Here is a 16,030-nt window from a genome sequence, read left to right as displayed (position 1 = left end):
GGGGCGGGGCCGTCACTCTTCCGCTGCACGTCCTGACCGACCCCGTCGAGGACGACTACGCCAGCCACCGGATCCACGCTCCGGGCGGGCAGGTGGTGCTCCCCGAGCCGGTCGGCGCCGAGGTGAAGCTCGACGTCTCGGCGTTGCTGATGCTTGGGGAGTCGGCAGACTGAACGGGCCCGATCCAGCCGTCGAGGGCGTACGTGTCCCCGTACCGCTTCCGGATCGCTTCGGCACGTACGGCGTATTCGGTCACTGCCCCTCCGGAGGGAAACGAGCGCGGCACGGCATTGCGTACGATGTACCCATTGAGCGTACACAGTACCCAGTTCATGCGCGGCCGATTAGGGTGAGGCCATGACGACGACGGACAGCAGCGGTGGCGGAGACGTCTCCCGCAGCATGGAACTCCTGTGGGGCACCGGCGAACGGGCCACCCGTGGCCCGAAACCGGGGCTCACGCTCGACCGGATCGTCACGGCGGCCGTGCGGATCGCGGACGCGGAAGGGCTCGCGGCGGTCTCGATGCGCAGGCTCTCCACCGAGCTGGGCGCGGGAACGATGTCGCTCTACCGTCATGTGCCGGGCCGGGCCGAGCTGGTGGACCTGATGCTGGACCGTGTACAGGGCGAGAGCGCACGGCCGTCCGACCCCTCCGCGCCGGCTCCCGGCTGGCGCGAGACCGTCGAGAGCTCGGCCCGTCAGGAGCTCGCCCTCTACCGGGCCCACCCCTGGGTGCTCTCCGTCAACCAGACCCGGCCCGTCCTCGGCCCCGGCGCGGTCGGCGGCATGGAGACCATGCTCGCCGGGATCAAGGGCATGGGCCTGGGCGATCCCGAGCTGGTCTCCGTGATGATCATGGTCAGCGGTTATGTCTCCGGGGTCGCCAGGACCCAGGTGCAGGCGGTCGAGGTCCAGAAGGCGACCGGGCTGAGCGACGACGAGTTCTGGCAGGCCCAGGAGCCGGTCCTGTCGGCGGTGATGACCAGTGGGCGCTACCCGCTGATGGCCACGCTGTCGGCGGAGGCGTTCGGCCCCGATTTCGACCACTTCGAGTTCGGTCTCCAGCGGCTGCTCGACGGCCTGGAGGTGCTGGTCGAGCGGCGCGCCGCGAGCGCCGACTAGGACCTGTCCGGCGAACGGGCCCTGGGCCCGGGGCGTGCGCCGTTACGAACCGCCCCGGCGTCTGAAGCCGAAGAACAGCACGGCCGCGCCGATCAGCACCACCGCGCCGATCGTGATGTTCCCGCCGTCGGTCCCGACGCCGTCCTCCCCCGCGCTGCCGCTCCCGCCCGCGCCCCCGCCCCCGGACGAGCCGTCGCTCTCCTTCACGTCGACGCGCTCGACCTCGCTGCGCGTGCCCTCCGTGCCGAACATCAGGGCCGAGCCGTCCAGGGTGTACGACACCGACTCCGACTGCCCCTGGATCGGGGCCCGGACGCGATGGTCCGCGCCGAGGCGGCCGTTCCTCCACGCGTAGCCGCGTGCGCTGAAGTACGAGCGCAGCACCAGTTCCCTGCCGTCGGGCGAGAACGCGCCGTCGGTCACCCAGGGCACCTCGCCGACCCGCGTGAAGGTGTTCGTGCCGTCGGGGGTCAGCTCGGCGGGGCCCTCGTAGAGCCCGCCGCCGTCCTCGTTCTTCGAGGCGATGTAGACGCGGCCGGTGACGGGATGGACCATCAGCGCCTCGGCGTCGCGGGGGCCGTCCGCGTACTTCACGGTGAACTGCGTCGCGTCGACCGTCGCGTCCGCGAGCCGCTTCGGCTCGGGAAAGCGGTAGATCCAGACGTGGTCCCAGCCGCCGCCCAGATTGTCGCCGATGTCGCCGACGTAGACGGCGCCGTCGGCGCCGACGGAGATCGCCTCCATGTCGCGGGGCTCCCCGACCCCGCGCAGGGTGATCGTCGCGACGGTCTCGCCGGTGCGCGAGTCGACGGCGAAGACACGGGGCCGGTCCTGGTCGTTGTGCGTCCAGTAGACGCCGGGGTGCGCGCGGCTCGCGGCCAGCCCGCTGGACTCGGTGATCCGCGGGTCGGTCATCCGGAAGGTCCGGTCCGGGTCCGCCGTGGTACCGGCGACGGCGCCCGCCGCGGGCACCAGGGCGAGCAACGCCGCCGCGACAGCGGTGGCGAGCGGACGTGGGAACGGACGCGTGACCTTGACCATGGCCCAAGACTGCCACCTTCCCGGTCCCGGCTCGGCCGCCCTCCCGGGATCGGGGATGATGTCCCGATGCGTTTCATGTTCGTCGGCGACTCGATGACCATCGGCCGCGCCGGCGACCTCACCTGGCGCTACCGGATGTGGCAGCACCTGAACGCGACGTACGGCGCCCCGTACACGATCGTCGGCCCCCGCACCGCGCTGTACGACACCCGGGCCGACGCCCCCGTCTCGCACGCGTACGGCGCCGCCGACTTCCCCGAGCGGGCGTGGGGGCATCTCGCGGGCTGGGGCGAGGGGTGGCAGCACATGGCACCGGTGATCCGCGGGGCGGTGGCCGGTCACCGGGCCGACGTCCTGCTCGTCTCGCTGGGCCTGATAGATCTCGGCTTCTACACCGACAGCGACGAAACGGCCCTGTACGCACGGAAGTTCATCGCCGAGGCACGGGCGGCGAACCCGCGCGTCCGGTTCGTCCTGCTGCCCGTCATACCCAACGTCCGCGCCACGACCGACCCGGCGTTCGCCGCCGAGGTCGAGCGCTTCAACGATCTGCTGGCCAAGGCGGTCGCGGACCTGGACGACCCGGCCTCGCCGCTGCTGCCGGCCACCCGCCCGGAGTCGTACGACGTCGCCCGCGACACCTACGACGGGACGCACCCGGGCCCTTCGGGGGAGCATCTGATCGCCGGAGCGTTCGCCGACGCGATGCACCGGGCGTGGGGGCTGGGCGCGCCGTACGTCACCGGTCGCGCCCCGGCGCCCTCCCGCACCTCCCCGCCACCGTCCACCGGGTCCGCCTCTCCCGCCGGCCGTCGTCAGGGGTGCTCACCCGTCGTCGCTGTCGAACCGTCATGAGTCCCCCGCGAGTGCCAAGTCCGCGTCGGACATGGGGTCTTGCTTCGAGCGCGCTCGAAGCAGTTGGCTGTTGAGCCATGAAGTACACGCAGCTCGGACGCACCGGACTCAAAGTCAGCCGACTCGTCCTCGGCACCATGAACTTCGGACCTCACACCAACGAGGCCGACAGCCACGCCATCATGGATGACGCGCTCGGCGCCGGCATCAACTTCTTCGACACCGCCAACGTCTACGGGTGGGGTGAGAACAAGGGCCGTACGGAGGAGATCCTCGGCACCTGGTTCGCCCAGGGCGGCGGCCGTCGTGACAAGGTCGTGCTCGCCACCAAGGTGTACGGCAACATGGCGGCCGAGGGCGACGCGTGGCCCAACCACGACAAGCTGTCCGCCCTCAACATCCGCCGCGCGGTGGACGCGAGCCTCAAGCGGCTCCAGACCGATCACATCGATCTCTACCAGTTCCACCACATCGACCGTGCCACCCCGGTCGAGGAGATCTGGCAGGCGATAGACACCCTGATACAGCAGGGCAAGATCCTCTACGCCGGTTCCTCGAACTTCCCCGGCTGGAAGATCGCCCAGACCAACGAGACGGCCCGCCGACTGGGCTCGTACGGACTGGTCAGTGAGCAGTGCCTGTACAACCTCGCCGAGCGGCGTGCCGAGATGGAGGTCATCCCGGCCGCCCAGGAGTACGGCCTCGGGGTCATCCCCTGGTCGCCGCTCCAGGGCGGGCTTCTCGGCGGCGCGATCCGCAAGGAGCGCGAGGGCGGCAGCGGCAAGCGTTCCGGCGACCGGCTGGCGGACACGAAGATCCGTGAGCAGGTGCAGGCGTACGAGGACCTGCTCGACAAGCACGGCATCGAGCCGGGCGAGGCGGCGCTGGCGTGGCTGCTCACCCGTCCCGGCGTGACGGGACCGATCGTCGGCCCGCGCACCGCCGAGCAGTTGGAGTCCGCGCTGCGCGGTGTCGAACTGGAGCTGTCGGACGAGGTGCTGGCGTCCCTGGAGGAGATCTTCCCGGGTACGGGCCCGTCCCCCGAGGCGTTCGCCTGGTAGCGGCGGGAGGCCCGGTGGCACTCACGTGCCGCCGGGCCCCTACGCGTCAGCCGGCCGGCCTCAGCCGAACGCCGCCGTCACGGCGACGATCACGAACATCAGCACGAGCGCGGCGGCCATGATCCGGTTACGGGTTTTGGGGTCCACGCGTCGAGGTTAACGGCCGTCCGCGCCGGGCCGCGCGGCGGGCTTCCCACCCGGCGCGTTCCCCGGCCCGTTCCCCGGCGTGTTCCCCGGCCGGCCACCCGGATTCCCGCCCGGCCGCCGCACACCCGGCTTCGCCGTCGGGCAGCGCACCAGTGTCTCGTAGCGCGGCTGCGCGCCCGGCACCCCGTCGACGGGCAGTCTGCTGCGTACCAGCGCCAGCTCCCCGACCTCCCAGGGCGTGCCCTCGAAGCCGTCGAGCGCGTCCACGTACGGGCGGAGATCGGTGTCGGCCGACGAGCGCGCCAGGGTCAGATGGGGCCGGTAGGCGCGGTGCTCCTCCATCGGCAGGCCCGTACGGCGCGCGGCGGCGTCCGCGCGCTCCGCCAGGCGCCGCAACTGCGCGATGCCCCCGGCGGCGCCGGCCCACAGGGCTCGCCCGCCGAAGTGCCCCCCGCCGTGGAGACGCAGCGGGAAGGCCTCCGAACGGCTCGCGGCCCGTCCGAGCCGCTCGGTCAGTTCGGGCAGCAGCCCGTCGTCCACCTCGCCCATGAAGGCGAGCGTGAAGTGCCACCCCTCCTGGCCGGTCCAGCGCAGCCCGTCGGCGCCGCGGAGACCGCGCAGCCGCTCGTCGAGCGCCGCGGCGAGTTCGTCGGCGGCGTGGGCGGGGGGCAGTACGGCGGCGAAGAGACGCATCCGGGAAGTCTGGCATCCCGCCGCGCCCCGGCACCATGGACCGGCGCCGTGCGCCGCCGCCCGCTCACGCGGCCGTCGCCAGCCGCTCCCGCTGCACGAACGTCACGCGCGGACGCCCCCGCTCCATATCGATCTTGACGCGCAGGCCGCCCGCCCGTACGAGCATCACGCCCACGCCGACCGCCGCCAGCGCGGCGACCGCGCCGCCGGCCGCGAAGCCGACCCTGACGCCGTAGGTGTCGGTGACCCAGCCGACGAGCGGGGCGCCCAGCGGTGTACCGCCGGTGAAGACCATCATGAACAGGGCCATCACCCGGCCGCGCATGGCCGGGTCGGTGGTCATCTGGATGCTGGAGTTGGCGGTGACGTTGACCGTCAGTCCGCACATGCCGACCGGCACGAGCAGCGCGGCGAAGACCCAGAACGTCGGTACGGTCGCGGCGACGATCTCCAGCACACCGAAGAGGACGGCCGCCGCCACCAGCAGCCGCATCCGGGAGGTGCCCCGGCGGGCGGCGAGCAGGGCGCCGACGAGGGAGCCGATCGCCAGCAGGCTGTTGAGCAGTCCGTACGTACCGGCGCCGGCGTGGAAGACGTCGTCCGCGAAGGCGGACAGCCAGATCGGGAAGTTGAAGCCGAACGTACCGATGAAGCCGACCAGCACGATCGGCCAGATCAGTTCGGGTCTTCCCGCGACGTAACGCAGCCCTTCCCGCAGCTGCCCCTTGCCGCGCGTGGTGCGCTGGACCCGGTGCAGCTCCGAGGTGCGCATCAGCAGCAGGGCGGTGAGCGGTGCGACGAAGGAGAGTCCGTTGAGGAGGAAGGCGTAGCCGCTGCCGACGGCGGTGATCAGCACACCGGCGACGGCCGGGCCGACGAGCCGCGCCGACTGGAAGTTGGCGGAGTTCAGACTCACGGCATTACGGAGTTGGTCGGGGCCGACCATCTCGTGCACGAAGGACTGCCGTGCGGGGTTGTCGACCACCGTGACCAGGCCGAGTACGAAGGCCGTGGCGTACACGTGCCAGACCTGGACATGGCCGGTGAGGGTGAGGGAGGCGAGCGCGAGGCCGGTGATTCCCATGGCGGCCTGGGTGCCGAGCAGCAGGGTGCGTTTGTTGCACCGGTCGGCTATGACGCCGCCGTAGAGGCCGAAGAGCAGCATCGGCAGGAACTGGAGGGCCGTGGTGATGCCTACGGCCGTGGAGGAACCGGTGAGGGTGAGCACCAGCCAGTCCTGGGCGATGCGCTGCATCCAGGTGCCGGTGTTCGACACGACCTGCCCGGTGGCGAAGAGCCGGTAGTTGCGGATCTTCAGCGAGCTGAACATGCTCGTGCGGGTCGGTCCGGTCTGTTCAACGGGGTCGGGGGTGGTCGGTGCGGGGGCGGAGTCTGCTCCGGGTCCCGTACTCAAAGTTGGTTCGCCTCCTCGGCGCGGACGACGTTCTTCTGCGGATACGGCGGGTACGTACGCGTACTTCCTCAGGTGTACGGGCCGGTGGCGGGCAGCGCGCTGCCGGTCACCGGCCCGGGGCGGGACGGCTACAGGTGTGCGAGCTTCTCCAGCACCGGCGCGGCGGCGCGGAGCTTGGACCATTCGTCCTCGTCCAGCCCTTCCGCCATTGCGGTGAGCCAGGCGTTCCGCTTGCGGCGGCTCTCTTCGAGCATCGCCTCGGCCTGCTCGGTCGAGGTGACCACCTTCTGCCGGCGGTCGTCGGGGTGCGGCTCCAGCCGTACCAGTCCCTTGGCTTCGAGCAGGGCCACGATGCGCGTCATCGAGGGCGGCTGTACGTGCTCCTTGCGGGCCAGCTCGCCGGGGGTGGCCGAGCCGCAGCGGGCAAGGGTGCCGAGCACCGACATCTCCGTCGGGCTCAGGGTCTCGTCGACGCGCTGGTGCTTGAGGCGCCGGCCCAGCCGCATGACGGCCGAGCGGAGTGCGTTCACGGCGGCCACGTCGTCGCCGTCGGATAGATCAGCCATGTTCTTTAGCGTAACTCATTACCTATGCTAAGGAAAACCGGGATCACCCCTCCTCCGGGCAGGACGCACAGATTCCACACATCGAGCGCGGCTCGCTCACTCGAACGAGTGAGGAAGCAGGGGAAAGCCACCCGGGCTCCCGCGCCCGCCCCCGACCCTGGTCGGTAGGGATCGACAGTGCTCAGCCTGCGGACGGTGATCTGCTGGACCGGCTTCGGCAGCATGCCGCCCGACGCGGAATGAGCGTCCAGGACCATGTGGTCGGGACGCTCACGCGCGACGATTTCAACGAACGCTTCCGGGCGTCCGTCGACGAGACGGAGAGGTTCTACGGCGCAGCGCAGGACCCGCTCCCGACGCGCGGTGCCGGTGCCCGGACCGGCCGTCAGGTCAGACCCAGCGCCGGCATCGCGTAGTAGAAGACGAACACCGCCGAGACGACGTACATCGCCACCGGCACCTCGCGACCCCGGCCGGCCACCAGCCGCAGCAGGCTGAAGGTGATGAAGCCGACGCCGATGCCGTTGGTGATGGAGTAGGTGAACGGCATCGTCACCATCGCCAGGAACGCGGGAACGGCGACGGTGTGGTCGTTCCAGTCGATGTCCCTGACCGATCCGGCCAGGATCAGGAAGCCGACCGCCAGCAGCGCGGGGGTGGCGGCCTGGGAGGGGACCATCGTCGCGAGCGGCGTGACGAAGAGCGCCAGCCCGAAGAGCGCCCCCGTCACGACGGACGCGAGCCCCGTCCTGGCCCCTTCGCCGACACCCGCCGTGGACTCCACGAAGCAGGTGGTGGCGGAGGACGAGGTCGCGCCGCCGGAGGCGACGGCGATGCCGTCCACGAACAGCACCCGGTTGATACCGGGCAGCCGCCCCTTCTCGTCCATCAGCTTCGCCTCGTCGCCGACGCCGAGGATCGTGCCCATGGCGTCGAAGAAGGTCGACAGCAGCACGGTGAAGACGAAGAGGACACCGGTGAGGACGCCGACCTCCGCGAAGCCGCCGAAGAGACTGAAGTCGCCGATCAGTCCGAAGTCCGGGGTGGACACGGGGTTGCCCGGCCACTTCGGTGTCGTCAGCCCCCAGCTCGGCACATCGGCGACCGCCTCGACGACGAGCGCGACGGCCGTCATCGTCACGATGGAGATCAGGATCGCGCCGGGCACCTTGCGGATGATCAGCGCGAGGGTGAGCAGCGCGCCGAGCGCGAAGACCAGCACGGGCCAGCCGTTGAGATGGCCGTCGGAGCCGAGCTGGACGGGCACGGTGGTGTGGGCGGCGTCCGGGACGCGGGTCACGAAGCCGGAGTCGACGAGGCCGATCAGCAGGATGAAGAGGCCGATGCCGATGGCGATGCCCTTGCGCAGGCCGGTCGGTACGGCGTTCATCACCCGCTCCCGCAGCCCGGTCGCCACGAGCAGCATGACCAGGAATCCGGCGAGGACGACCATGCCCATCGCGTCCGCCCAGCTCATCCTGGGGGCGAGCTGGAGCGCGACGACCGTGTTGATGCCGAGCCCGGCGGCGAGCGCGATGGGCACGTTGCCGATCACGCCCATCAGGAGGGTGGCGAAGGCGGCCGTCAGCACGGTGGCGGTGACCAGCTGGGCGCTGTCGAGCTGATGGCCGTGCAGGTCCTTCGCGCTGCCGAGGATGATCGGGTTGAGCACGATGATGTAGGCCATCGCGAAGAAGGTGGCGAAGCCTCCGCGCACCTCGCGGGCGACGGTGGAACCGCGCTCCGAGATCTTGAAGAAGCGGTCGACGGCGACCGGAGCCGCGGCCGTGTCCGGGGAGGGCATGCGCAACCTCAGTCGTCGTGATCATTCCGGATGTTCGAACGCAGGGAACTGGCCGGACCGGCCGTTCGCAAAACTGTTTCAGTATGAACAGAGTGTTCGATGATCGCTATCTCCGCGCGTAGAGCCCGCGCGGAGGCGGCCGGGAGACCGCCGCATAGACTGGGGCCATGGAGAAGTGGACACCGACGCACGAGGCACCCGAGCCCCTGGAGGGGCCGGTCGTCCCGACCATCGTCGGCGGCACGGTCATCTGGTTCGTCCTCTTCCTGGTGCAGCTCCCCTTCTACGGCTGGTTCGCCGACCACGGCCACCTCTGGTGGGTGTGGACCTGTCTGGCCGGTGGCGGGCTCGGCCTGATCGGTGTCTGGTACGTCCGCAGGCGCGACGCCGCGATCAAGCGCGCGGCGGCCGGCGACGGCCCCGGCCGGCCCGACGGCCCGGGGGTCCCCCGGCAGTCCGCTCCCTGATGTGCCGTAGTGCCCTGGTTGGACTTCCGGTCCCCCCTCTCGTACCTCGGTCGGATCTTCGGGCCCCCCGGCGGGTGAACGCCCCCCTCCGGCCGTAACGTCGATCCCATGACTCAGCGGGCGAAAATCGGCACCGACGGCGGCGAGCCGCGCGACCCCCTCGACACGGGCGCGCGGCTCAGTCCCTCGAAGGAGCCGCGGGGACCCGCCGGGCGCGCCACCGGGCTGACCTCGGCGGAGGTCGCCGAGCGGGTGGCGCGGGGCGAGGTCAACGACGTCCCCGTACGCAGCAGCCGCTCCACCGCCGAGATCATCCGCGCCAACGTCTTCACCCGGTTCAACGCGCTCATCGGCGTGCTCTGGGGCATCGTGCTGCTGGTCGCGCCGATCCAGGACAGCCTCTTCGGATTCGTGATCATCGCGAACACCGGTATCGGCATCATCCAGGAGCTGCGCGCCAAGCGGACGCTGGACGGTCTGGCCGTCATCGGCGAGGCGAAACCGGTCGTACGACGGGACGGTGTCGCCGCCGGGATCTCCACCTCCGGGATCGTCCTCGGCGACATCGTCGAACTCGGCCCCGGCGACAAGGTCGTCGTGGACGGCGAGATCGTCGAGGCCGAGGGCCTGGAGGTCGACGAGTCGCTGCTCACCGGTGAGGCCGACCCGGTCCTCAAGCGCCCCGGCGACACGGTGATGTCGGGCAGCTTCGTCGTCTCGGGCGGCGGCGCGTTCCGCGCGACGAAGGTGGGACGGGAGGCGTACGCGGCCCAACTCGCCGAGGAGGCCTCGCGCTTCACGCTCGTCCAGTCCGAACTGCGCACCGGTATCAGCACGATCCTCAAGTACGTGACCTGGATGATGATCCCGACGGCCATCGGGCTGATCATCAGCCTGCTCGTCGCCGAGAACCGGGAGTTCAAGGACTCCGTCGCCCGGACCATCGGCGGCATCGTCCCGATGATCCCGGAGGGCCTGGTCCTGCTGACCTCGGTCGCCTTCGCGATCGGTGTCATCCGGCTGGGCCGTAAGCAGTGCCTGGTCCAGGAGCTGCCGGCGATCGAGGGGCTGGCCCGGGTGGACGTCGTCTGCCTCGACAAGACGGGCACGCTCACCGAGGGCGGCATGGACGTCACCGAGCTGCGTCCGCTGAACGGCGGTGACGAGGCGTACGTACGCAGGGTGCTCGGCGCCCTCGGCGCCTCCGACCCCCGGCCCAACGCCAGCCTCCGGGCGATCATCGACGCGTATCCCGACGAGTCCGGGTGGCGCGTCACGGCGGCGCTGCCGTTCTCGTCGGCCCGCAAGTACAGCGGCGCCACGTTCGAGGGCGACCCCGAGGGCGGCGGCGGGCCCGTCGGCTGGCTCCTCGGCGCGCCCGACATCCTGCTGCCCGCCGACGACCCCGCGCTCGCCGAGATCGACTCCCTCAACGAACAGGGCCTGCGTGTGCTGCTGCTGGCCCGCGTGGAGAGCGGCGTCGCCCTCGACGCGCCCGACGTGACGGCCGGCGCGACGGCGACCGCGCTCGTGGTGCTGGAGCAGCGGCTGCGCCCCGACGCCGCCGAGACCCTGAGCTACTTCGCCGACCAGGACGTCCGGGCGAAGGTGATCTCCGGCGACAACGCGGTCTCGGTCGGCGCCGTCGCCACGAAGCTCGGACTGCCGGGCGCGGACCGTACGGTGGACGCGCGCGGGCTGCCCAGCGACCGGGAGGGGATGGCGGACGCGCTCGACTCGGCCTCGGTCTTCGGCCGGGTCAGCCCCCAGCAGAAGCGCGAGATGGTGGGCGCGCTCCAGTCGCACGGCCACACGGTCGCGATGACCGGCGACGGGGTGAACGACGTCCTCGCGCTGAAGGACGCCGATATCGGCGTGGCGATGGGCTCGGGGTCGGAGGCGACCCGGGCGGTCGCCCAGATCGTGCTCCTCAACAACAGCTTCTCCACACTGCCCTACGTGGTGGCCGAGGGCCGCCGCGTGATCGGCAACATCACGCGCGTCGCGACGCTGTTCCTGACGAAGACGGTCTACTCGGTGCTGCTGGCCATCCTGGTGGTCTGTACGCAGGTGGAGTATCCGTTCCTGCCCCGGCATCTGACGCTGATCTCCACGCTCACGATCGGCGTGCCGGCCTTCTTCCTGGCGCTCGCGCCCAACAAGGAGCGCGCGCGGCCCAACTTCGTACGCAGGGTGATGCGGTACTCCGTCCCGAGCGGCGTCATCGCCGCCGTCACCACCTTCGCGACCTATCTGCTGGCCCGTACGCACTACAGCGGGCCGGGCTCGCTGTCCGCCGAGACGAGTGCGGCGACGCTGACGCTGTTCCTGGTCACGATGTGGGTGCTGGTGATCCTCGCCCGCCCGTACACCTGGTGGCGGGTGGTGCTGGTGCTGTCGATGGGGTTCCTCTTCCTGGTCGTGCTGGCCGTGCCGTGGCTCCAGGACTTCTTCGCGCTGAAGCTGGTGGGGACGGAGCTGCCGTGGACGGCGGTGGCGATCGCGGGCGTGGGCGCGGTGCTGCTGGAAGTGGCGTGGCGGCTGGTGGACCGGAAGTACCCGGCCTAGGGGGAGCGCGGCACGGCGAAGGGCCCCGCGCGTGGTGCGCGGGGCCCTTCGCACGACCGCCGGCCGGCGGTCCGGACTACTTCACGTCGACGAAGTCGCCGGCCGTGATGATCGCCGGTGTGGTGGACGTACCGGCGAAGTTCCAGCGCCAGTAGCCGTCCACGGTGGCCTTGGACGTGGTCTTCAGCGTGCCGGTGCTGGAGGTCTTGACGCCCTTGACGTTGGTGTAGGCGGTGCTGGTGCTCTTGCGGAACTGGAGCACCACGGACTGGGTGGCGTACCCCTTGTAGGTGCCCGTCTCCCAGTTGGCGCGGCTCAGCTTGCCCGTGATCGTGACCGTGCCGCCCTTCGCCACCGGCTCGGGCGCGGCGTTGACGTCCAGCTTGGACAGACGCTGGAGGCTGGTCTTGCCGAACTTGTCGTTCTGGGTGCTGTAGGAGTCGTTCGCCTGTGCCCAGACGCCGACGTTCCAGGTCTTGGAGTCGCTGTTGACGAGCCACAGCGGGTCGACCGTGATCGTCTGGGTGCAGGTCGAGGTGGTGGCGCTGACGACCGCGCAGTCGAACGCCTCGGGCGCTCCGAAGCCGAACGAATCCGGGTCGTCGAGGCTGGAGCCGATCCAGATGATCGCGTCCGCGTCGGCGATGCCGGACGGGTGGGACGCGGTGATCGAGACGGAGACCTTCTTGACGGCCTTGGCGCCGACGACGATGGGCTTGCCGCCGTTCACCACCGCCTTGGTGATGACCGGGGCGTCGGCGGCCGCCCTGGCCGTGCCCTTCGGTGCGGCGGAGCCCTGGTGGGTGGCGTTGCCGTAGGACGGCACGCCCGGACGGTCGCCCGCGGGCGCGGCCTGGGTGGCCGGTACGGCGAGAGCCGACAGAGCCAGGGCACCGGTCGCGACGGCAACAGTGGCGCGGATTCGCATGCATTTCCCCATGTGTCAGTGAGCCTGTTGGCTCGCCTGGTCAGACGAGGAGCGGAGACCGATGGTTGTGTGCGACGTGACTTTTTCGTGAAGGTCACACATCCGGGTCGCGCGGGCGGACGTGCGCGGTGCCGGCCGGAGCGCCGTCAGTCGAACCAGCGGTCCCGCGCCAACTCCTCGGTGCGCGAGGCGTCTTCCAGCAGCGCGGCCACCTCGAAGCGGCGCGGCCACTGCCCCGCCGACCACGCCAGCCCGGCGGCGACGCCCTCGACGGTGGACGCGTGGACCGTGCCGTCCGGTGTGCGCCGCCAGTCCAGCTCCACACCGCCGGCGAGGAGCCGCTCGTGCTCGACGTAGGTGTCGGGGGTGCCCGCGCCGAGCAGTACGTGGACGGACTCCGGGACCTCGTACTCCTCGCCCTCCGTCGTCACCTCCGCCGTGACGCACTCCCCGAGCCGCCCGACCTGGAGCAGCTCGGCGAGTTCGGCGGCGCGCGCGGGGGCCACCGGCAGCAGGGGCATCCCCCCGGTCAGCGGCAGCAGATCGGGTACGTCCGCGATCACGGCGTCCGCCGCGTCCACGATCCGCACCTCGCCGTCGACGACGGCGCGCAACTCGTCGGGGAGCGTGACCTGTTCGGGGTCGAGATCCGCGATCGCCGTGTAGAGGGCGTGCAACTGACGGGCCGTCACCTCCCGGTCGGGGTCGGCCAGCCGGGAGAGCAGTTCGGCGGCGCCGCCCGGCTCGTCCAGCAGGGCGGCCACCGAGGTCCGTACGCCCAGCGCGCGCAGCACCTCGGTGTCCTCGAACCCGGAGGCGTCCACCGCGTCGTAGAGCCCGGCCAGCAGCGGGTCGCCGCCCGCCGCGCGCAGACCGGCCGGGCGCCGTCCGTCGAGCACGGGGTGGTCGCGCAGCCACCAGGCGGTGTACGAGCGCACGCTCTCGGTCGTGCCGTCGGGCAGCAGTACACGTACGGGCGTGGTGAGCGCGTCGCGCAGCGGCGGCCGGGCCAGCAGGGCGAGGGCCTGCGGCCAGGCGTCGTCGTCCACGAGGTCCAGGTCGCGTACGGCGACGATCTCGGTGGCGACCGGCGGCACGGGCGTCTCGGGCAGCCGGTCCAGGACGTCCTCGCACCAGACGTCGACGGCGTCGAGCAGCCCGGCGTCGTCCGGCTCGGCGAAGTCGCCGTCGCGCGGCTCCAGTTCGTCCGGGTCCAGGACGACGTCCGTGGCGCGTACGAGGGTGAAGTTCGCCAGCACCCCGCAGGCGGCCAGCGGCTGTTCGCCCCAGCGCTCGGCCAGCTCGGCGTCGCACAGGGCGAGTTCGTCCTCGCGCATGACGGAGGCGAACGGGCTGCTGGGCAGCACGAGTTCACCGGCGGGGGCGAGTTCGCCCTCCTCGTCGGGCAGGGCGAGCGCGGCGAGCCACGGCTCGTCGCCGACGTCCAGGTCGGCGTCCCGCACCAGCGCGAGGACCGTCTCGGCCAGCTCGTCGGAGTCCAGCGACCGCTCCTGGTCCCAGACCTCGCCCGCGTCCAGCGAGGCGGCGACCGCCGCCCGTACCTCCGGCGTCGTCAGTACGGCGCGGGGGGTCGCGGGCAGGGCGCCCAGCTTCTCCAGCAGCGGGTGGGCGGCGTCGGGGTGCGCCACCTTCAGTCCGAGCCTGGCCAGATCGGCCGGGGTCTCCGCCAGCGGCAGCAGGACCCGGCGGGGGCCGATCGCCGTACGGCCGCCGACGAGCGGCACCGGCAGTCCTGACAGCCGGTCCGGGTCGACGCCGGCCAGGGACTCGTAGAGCCGCCGCCACCACTCGGGGTCGCGCTCGCTGCCGCCGATGCGCTCGATGGCCTCGCCGAGCGGCAGCCGGCCCACGGTCAGGGACCGCAGCTCGGTGCGCCGTTCGAGCCCGGCGGGCAGCAGCGTGGGCAGCACCTCGGCCAGTACGCGTACGGTGTCGGCGCCCGCGCCCTCCACGACCTCGGCCTCGAAGGGCCGCAGCGCGGTCAACTCCTCGCTGGGGGCGGCCGGTTCGAGGAAGGCCACTCGCGGCAGCCGCTTCAGGACCGCGGCCCTGAGCACACCGTCCAGCTCGCCCTTGCCGAGCGGTCCCGGCACCAGGTCGATGGTGCCGGTGGACACCGGTCGCCAGTCGCCGAGGAGTTCGGCGTACGCGTCGGCGGCGCGCTCCACGAGGAAGTCGGTGAGCGGTCCCGGCGCGGGGTGCCGCCGGGTGGTGTCCAGGGGCAGCGAGGCGATCAACAGGGCCGGGACGCCCAGGGGTTCGTCGGTCGGGGTGGGCGCGTGCACGACGGGCGCGGTACGGGGCGGCACGGGGGCACCGTCGGCGTCCACGGGCACGGCCCAGGTGACCGCCCAGTGGGGCCGCAGACGCTCCTCCACGGGCCGGCCTTCGAGCAGTTCGGGCGCGGTCGCGCCATGGCGGCTGACGACCCGCCAGCGGCTCGTGGCCCCGGCCTCGCTGTCCTCGACGTGCACGTAGGGGCCGTGCTCGGAGCGCCTCAGCACCCGCTCGCCGCCGGGGGTCTCGACGACGATCTCGGCGAGCCCCGGCAGGGTCAGCAGCAGCGCGTCGTCGATCGCGCCGAGCAGCCGCTCCACCAGGTCGAGCGCGGTCCCGTCCCGCAGGGGGAGTACGACCACGGTGTCGTAACCGTCGGGGGCGCTGCCCTCGGCGGGCAGCGGCAGCCGCAGCAGCGGCACCTGCCCGTCGCGGCGGCGCAGCTCGTCGGCGAGCCCGGGGCTCGTCGCGGCGGTCTCCCGGGCCAGCTCGCGGGCCTCGGCCAGCGACCACCGCACACCGCCGTGCCGGCCGACGACGGCGGGTTCGTCGCTGACGGCGATGACGGCGGCGAAGCCCACACCGAAGCGTCCGACGGCGGACTCGTGCCCCTCGCGCTTGGCGGAGGCGCGCAGGGTGCTGAGGGATTCGGCGCCCGCCGCGTCGAGGGGCGCGCCGGTGTTGGCGGCCACGAGCACGGCGGGGCCTTCGGCGGTGGCCGCCCGCAGGGTGAGCCGGAGCCTGCCGGGGGCGCCGGCCCGGGCGGCGGCGTCGGCTGCGTTCTGCGCCAGCTCCACGATCAGCCGGTCACGGTAGCCGCCGAGGGCGAGATCCTCCTCGGCGTTGGCGTCCTCCCGGAAGCGGGCGGGAGCCGCGCCCCACGAGGCCAGTACCGCACGCCGCAGCCGAGCCGTTCCGAACGGGTCGGCCCCCTCGGTCGTCGTGACGCTCACCTGTGACTCCGCTCTCTCCGCCTGCCGGTCCCGCATCGGTAAGTGTGCGGCCCGAAGGTACCGCGCGAGGAGGACGGGCAGGGGCGCGGTGCCCGGCATGTGGAAGGCAC

13 protein-coding genes and 1 pseudogene are annotated in these 16,030 nt (G+C 71.9%); 6 read left to right on the top strand and 8 right to left on the bottom strand.

Features of this window, described 5'->3' with window-relative positions; translation table 11 throughout:
- Positions 1–55 precede the first annotated feature (55 nt).
- Positions 56–256 (bottom strand): hypothetical protein, encoded by a 201-nt coding sequence (locus ACFWU9_RS02845; protein ID WP_384314191.1) that lies wholly within the window; start codon positions 254–256, stop codon positions 56–58.
- 101 nt (positions 257–357) lie between these two features.
- Between ACFWU9_RS02845 and ACFWU9_RS02840 the strand changes: the two genes are divergently transcribed.
- The gene (locus ACFWU9_RS02840; protein WP_384314189.1) at positions 358–1,125 is read left to right on the top strand and encodes a TetR/AcrR family transcriptional regulator; all 768 of its coding nucleotides are present in this window, start codon (positions 358–360) and stop codon (positions 1,123–1,125) included.
- Between the two features lie 42 nt (positions 1,126–1,167).
- On the opposite strand, the gene ACFWU9_RS02835 is transcribed toward ACFWU9_RS02840, so the two are convergent.
- On the bottom strand, positions 1,168–2,166 hold the full coding sequence (locus ACFWU9_RS02835; RefSeq protein WP_384314187.1) for a WD40 repeat domain-containing protein: 999 nt from the start codon (positions 2,164–2,166) through the stop codon (positions 1,168–1,170).
- 66 nt (positions 2,167–2,232) lie between these two features.
- Between ACFWU9_RS02835 and ACFWU9_RS02830 the strand changes: the two genes are divergently transcribed.
- Positions 2,233–3,021 carry a GDSL-type esterase/lipase family protein gene (locus ACFWU9_RS02830; RefSeq protein WP_384314186.1) on the top strand — a complete coding sequence of 263 codons (789 nt, stop codon included), beginning with the start codon at positions 2,233–2,235 and terminating at the stop codon, positions 3,019–3,021.
- A gap of 77 nt (positions 3,022–3,098) precedes the next feature.
- Positions 3,099–4,082, top strand: a complete 984-nt coding sequence (locus ACFWU9_RS02825; RefSeq protein ID WP_384314184.1) for an aldo/keto reductase — start codon at positions 3,099–3,101, stop codon at positions 4,080–4,082.
- Positions 4,083–4,367: 285 nt separating this feature from the next.
- Here the strand turns inward: ACFWU9_RS02825 and thpR are convergent.
- The 3 genes and pseudogenes from thpR to ACFWU9_RS02810 all read right to left on the bottom strand — a co-directional run.
- A pseudogene (thpR, locus tag ACFWU9_RS02820) lies at positions 4,368–4,922 on the bottom strand (RNA 2',3'-cyclic phosphodiesterase); the annotation flags it as partial.
- 64 nt (positions 4,923–4,986) lie between these two features.
- A complete protein-coding gene (locus ACFWU9_RS02815; RefSeq protein WP_384314182.1) occupies positions 4,987–6,336 on the bottom strand; it encodes an MFS transporter in 1,350 nt (449 codons plus the stop codon).
- Positions 6,337–6,464: 128 nt separating this feature from the next.
- A complete protein-coding gene (locus ACFWU9_RS02810; RefSeq protein ID WP_384314181.1) occupies positions 6,465–6,902 on the bottom strand; it encodes a MarR family winged helix-turn-helix transcriptional regulator in 438 nt (145 codons plus the stop codon).
- 170 nt (positions 6,903–7,072) lie between these two features.
- Between ACFWU9_RS02810 and ACFWU9_RS02805 the strand changes: the two genes are divergently transcribed.
- On the top strand, positions 7,073–7,318 hold the full coding sequence (locus ACFWU9_RS02805) for a hypothetical protein (protein WP_384314408.1): 246 nt from the start codon (positions 7,073–7,075) through the stop codon (positions 7,316–7,318).
- Here ACFWU9_RS02805 and ACFWU9_RS02800 read toward each other — a convergent pair.
- Complete coding sequence (locus ACFWU9_RS02800) at positions 7,288–8,706, bottom strand: NCS2 family permease (protein ID WP_384314178.1); 1,419 nt, start codon at positions 8,704–8,706, stop codon at positions 7,288–7,290. The two genes, ACFWU9_RS02805 and ACFWU9_RS02800, sit on opposite strands and share 31 nt — an antisense overlap.
- A 167-nt stretch (positions 8,707–8,873) precedes the next feature.
- Here ACFWU9_RS02800 and ACFWU9_RS02795 point away from each other — a divergent pair, with 167 nt between their 5' ends.
- Together ACFWU9_RS02795 and ACFWU9_RS02790 are read left to right on the top strand one after the other, a co-directional pair.
- A complete protein-coding gene (locus ACFWU9_RS02795; RefSeq protein WP_384314177.1) occupies positions 8,874–9,173 on the top strand; it encodes a DUF2530 domain-containing protein in 300 nt (99 codons plus the stop codon).
- Between the two features lie 108 nt (positions 9,174–9,281).
- On the top strand, positions 9,282–11,741 hold the full coding sequence (locus ACFWU9_RS02790) for an HAD-IC family P-type ATPase (RefSeq protein WP_384314175.1): 2,460 nt from the start codon (positions 9,282–9,284) through the stop codon (positions 11,739–11,741).
- A 76-nt stretch (positions 11,742–11,817) separates the two neighbouring features.
- On the opposite strand, the gene ACFWU9_RS02785 is transcribed toward ACFWU9_RS02790, so the two are convergent.
- Positions 11,818–12,669, bottom strand: a complete 852-nt coding sequence (locus tag ACFWU9_RS02785) for a DUF5707 domain-containing protein (RefSeq protein WP_384314174.1) — start codon at positions 12,667–12,669, stop codon at positions 11,818–11,820.
- A 146-nt stretch (positions 12,670–12,815) separates the two neighbouring features.
- The gene (locus ACFWU9_RS02780; RefSeq protein ID WP_384314172.1) at positions 12,816–15,956 is read right to left on the bottom strand and encodes a sacsin N-terminal ATP-binding-like domain-containing protein; all 3,141 of its coding nucleotides are present in this window, start codon (positions 15,954–15,956) and stop codon (positions 12,816–12,818) included.
- Positions 15,957–16,030: the final 74 nt, after the last annotated feature.

The organism is Streptomyces sp. NPDC058653 (genome assembly GCF_042716895.1).
Lineage (GTDB): Bacteria > Actinomycetota > Actinomycetes > Streptomycetales > Streptomycetaceae > Streptomyces.
The sequence above is the reverse complement of the archived record's forward strand: the minus strand, read 5'-3'. Positions and strand labels throughout refer to the sequence as shown.

Bases quoted from the DNA above. Each gene is read 5' to 3' on its own strand.
- ACFWU9_RS02800 (WP_384314178.1), bottom strand. From the start codon at position 8,706: ATGCCCTCCCCGGACACGGCCGCGGCTCCGGTCGCCGTCGACCGCTTC.
- ACFWU9_RS02790 (WP_384314175.1), top strand. From the start codon at position 9,282: ATGACTCAGCGGGCGAAAATCGGCACCGACGGCGGCGAGCCGCGCGAC.
- ACFWU9_RS02780 (WP_384314172.1), bottom strand. From the start codon at position 15,956: ATGCGGGACCGGCAGGCGGAGAGAGCGGAGTCACAGGTGAGCGTCACG.
- ACFWU9_RS02825 (WP_384314184.1), top strand. From the start codon at position 3,099: ATGAAGTACACGCAGCTCGGACGCACCGGACTCAAAGTCAGCCGACTC.
- ACFWU9_RS02840 (WP_384314189.1), top strand. From the start codon at position 358: ATGACGACGACGGACAGCAGCGGTGGCGGAGACGTCTCCCGCAGCATG.
- ACFWU9_RS02830 (WP_384314186.1), top strand. From the start codon at position 2,233: ATGCGTTTCATGTTCGTCGGCGACTCGATGACCATCGGCCGCGCCGGC.
- ACFWU9_RS02795 (WP_384314177.1), top strand. From the start codon at position 8,874: ATGGAGAAGTGGACACCGACGCACGAGGCACCCGAGCCCCTGGAGGGG.
- ACFWU9_RS02835 (WP_384314187.1), bottom strand. From the start codon at position 2,166: ATGGTCAAGGTCACGCGTCCGTTCCCACGTCCGCTCGCCACCGCTGTC.
- ACFWU9_RS02785 (WP_384314174.1), bottom strand. From the start codon at position 12,669: ATGCGAATCCGCGCCACTGTTGCCGTCGCGACCGGTGCCCTGGCTCTG.
- ACFWU9_RS02810 (WP_384314181.1), bottom strand. From the start codon at position 6,902: ATGGCTGATCTATCCGACGGCGACGACGTGGCCGCCGTGAACGCACTC.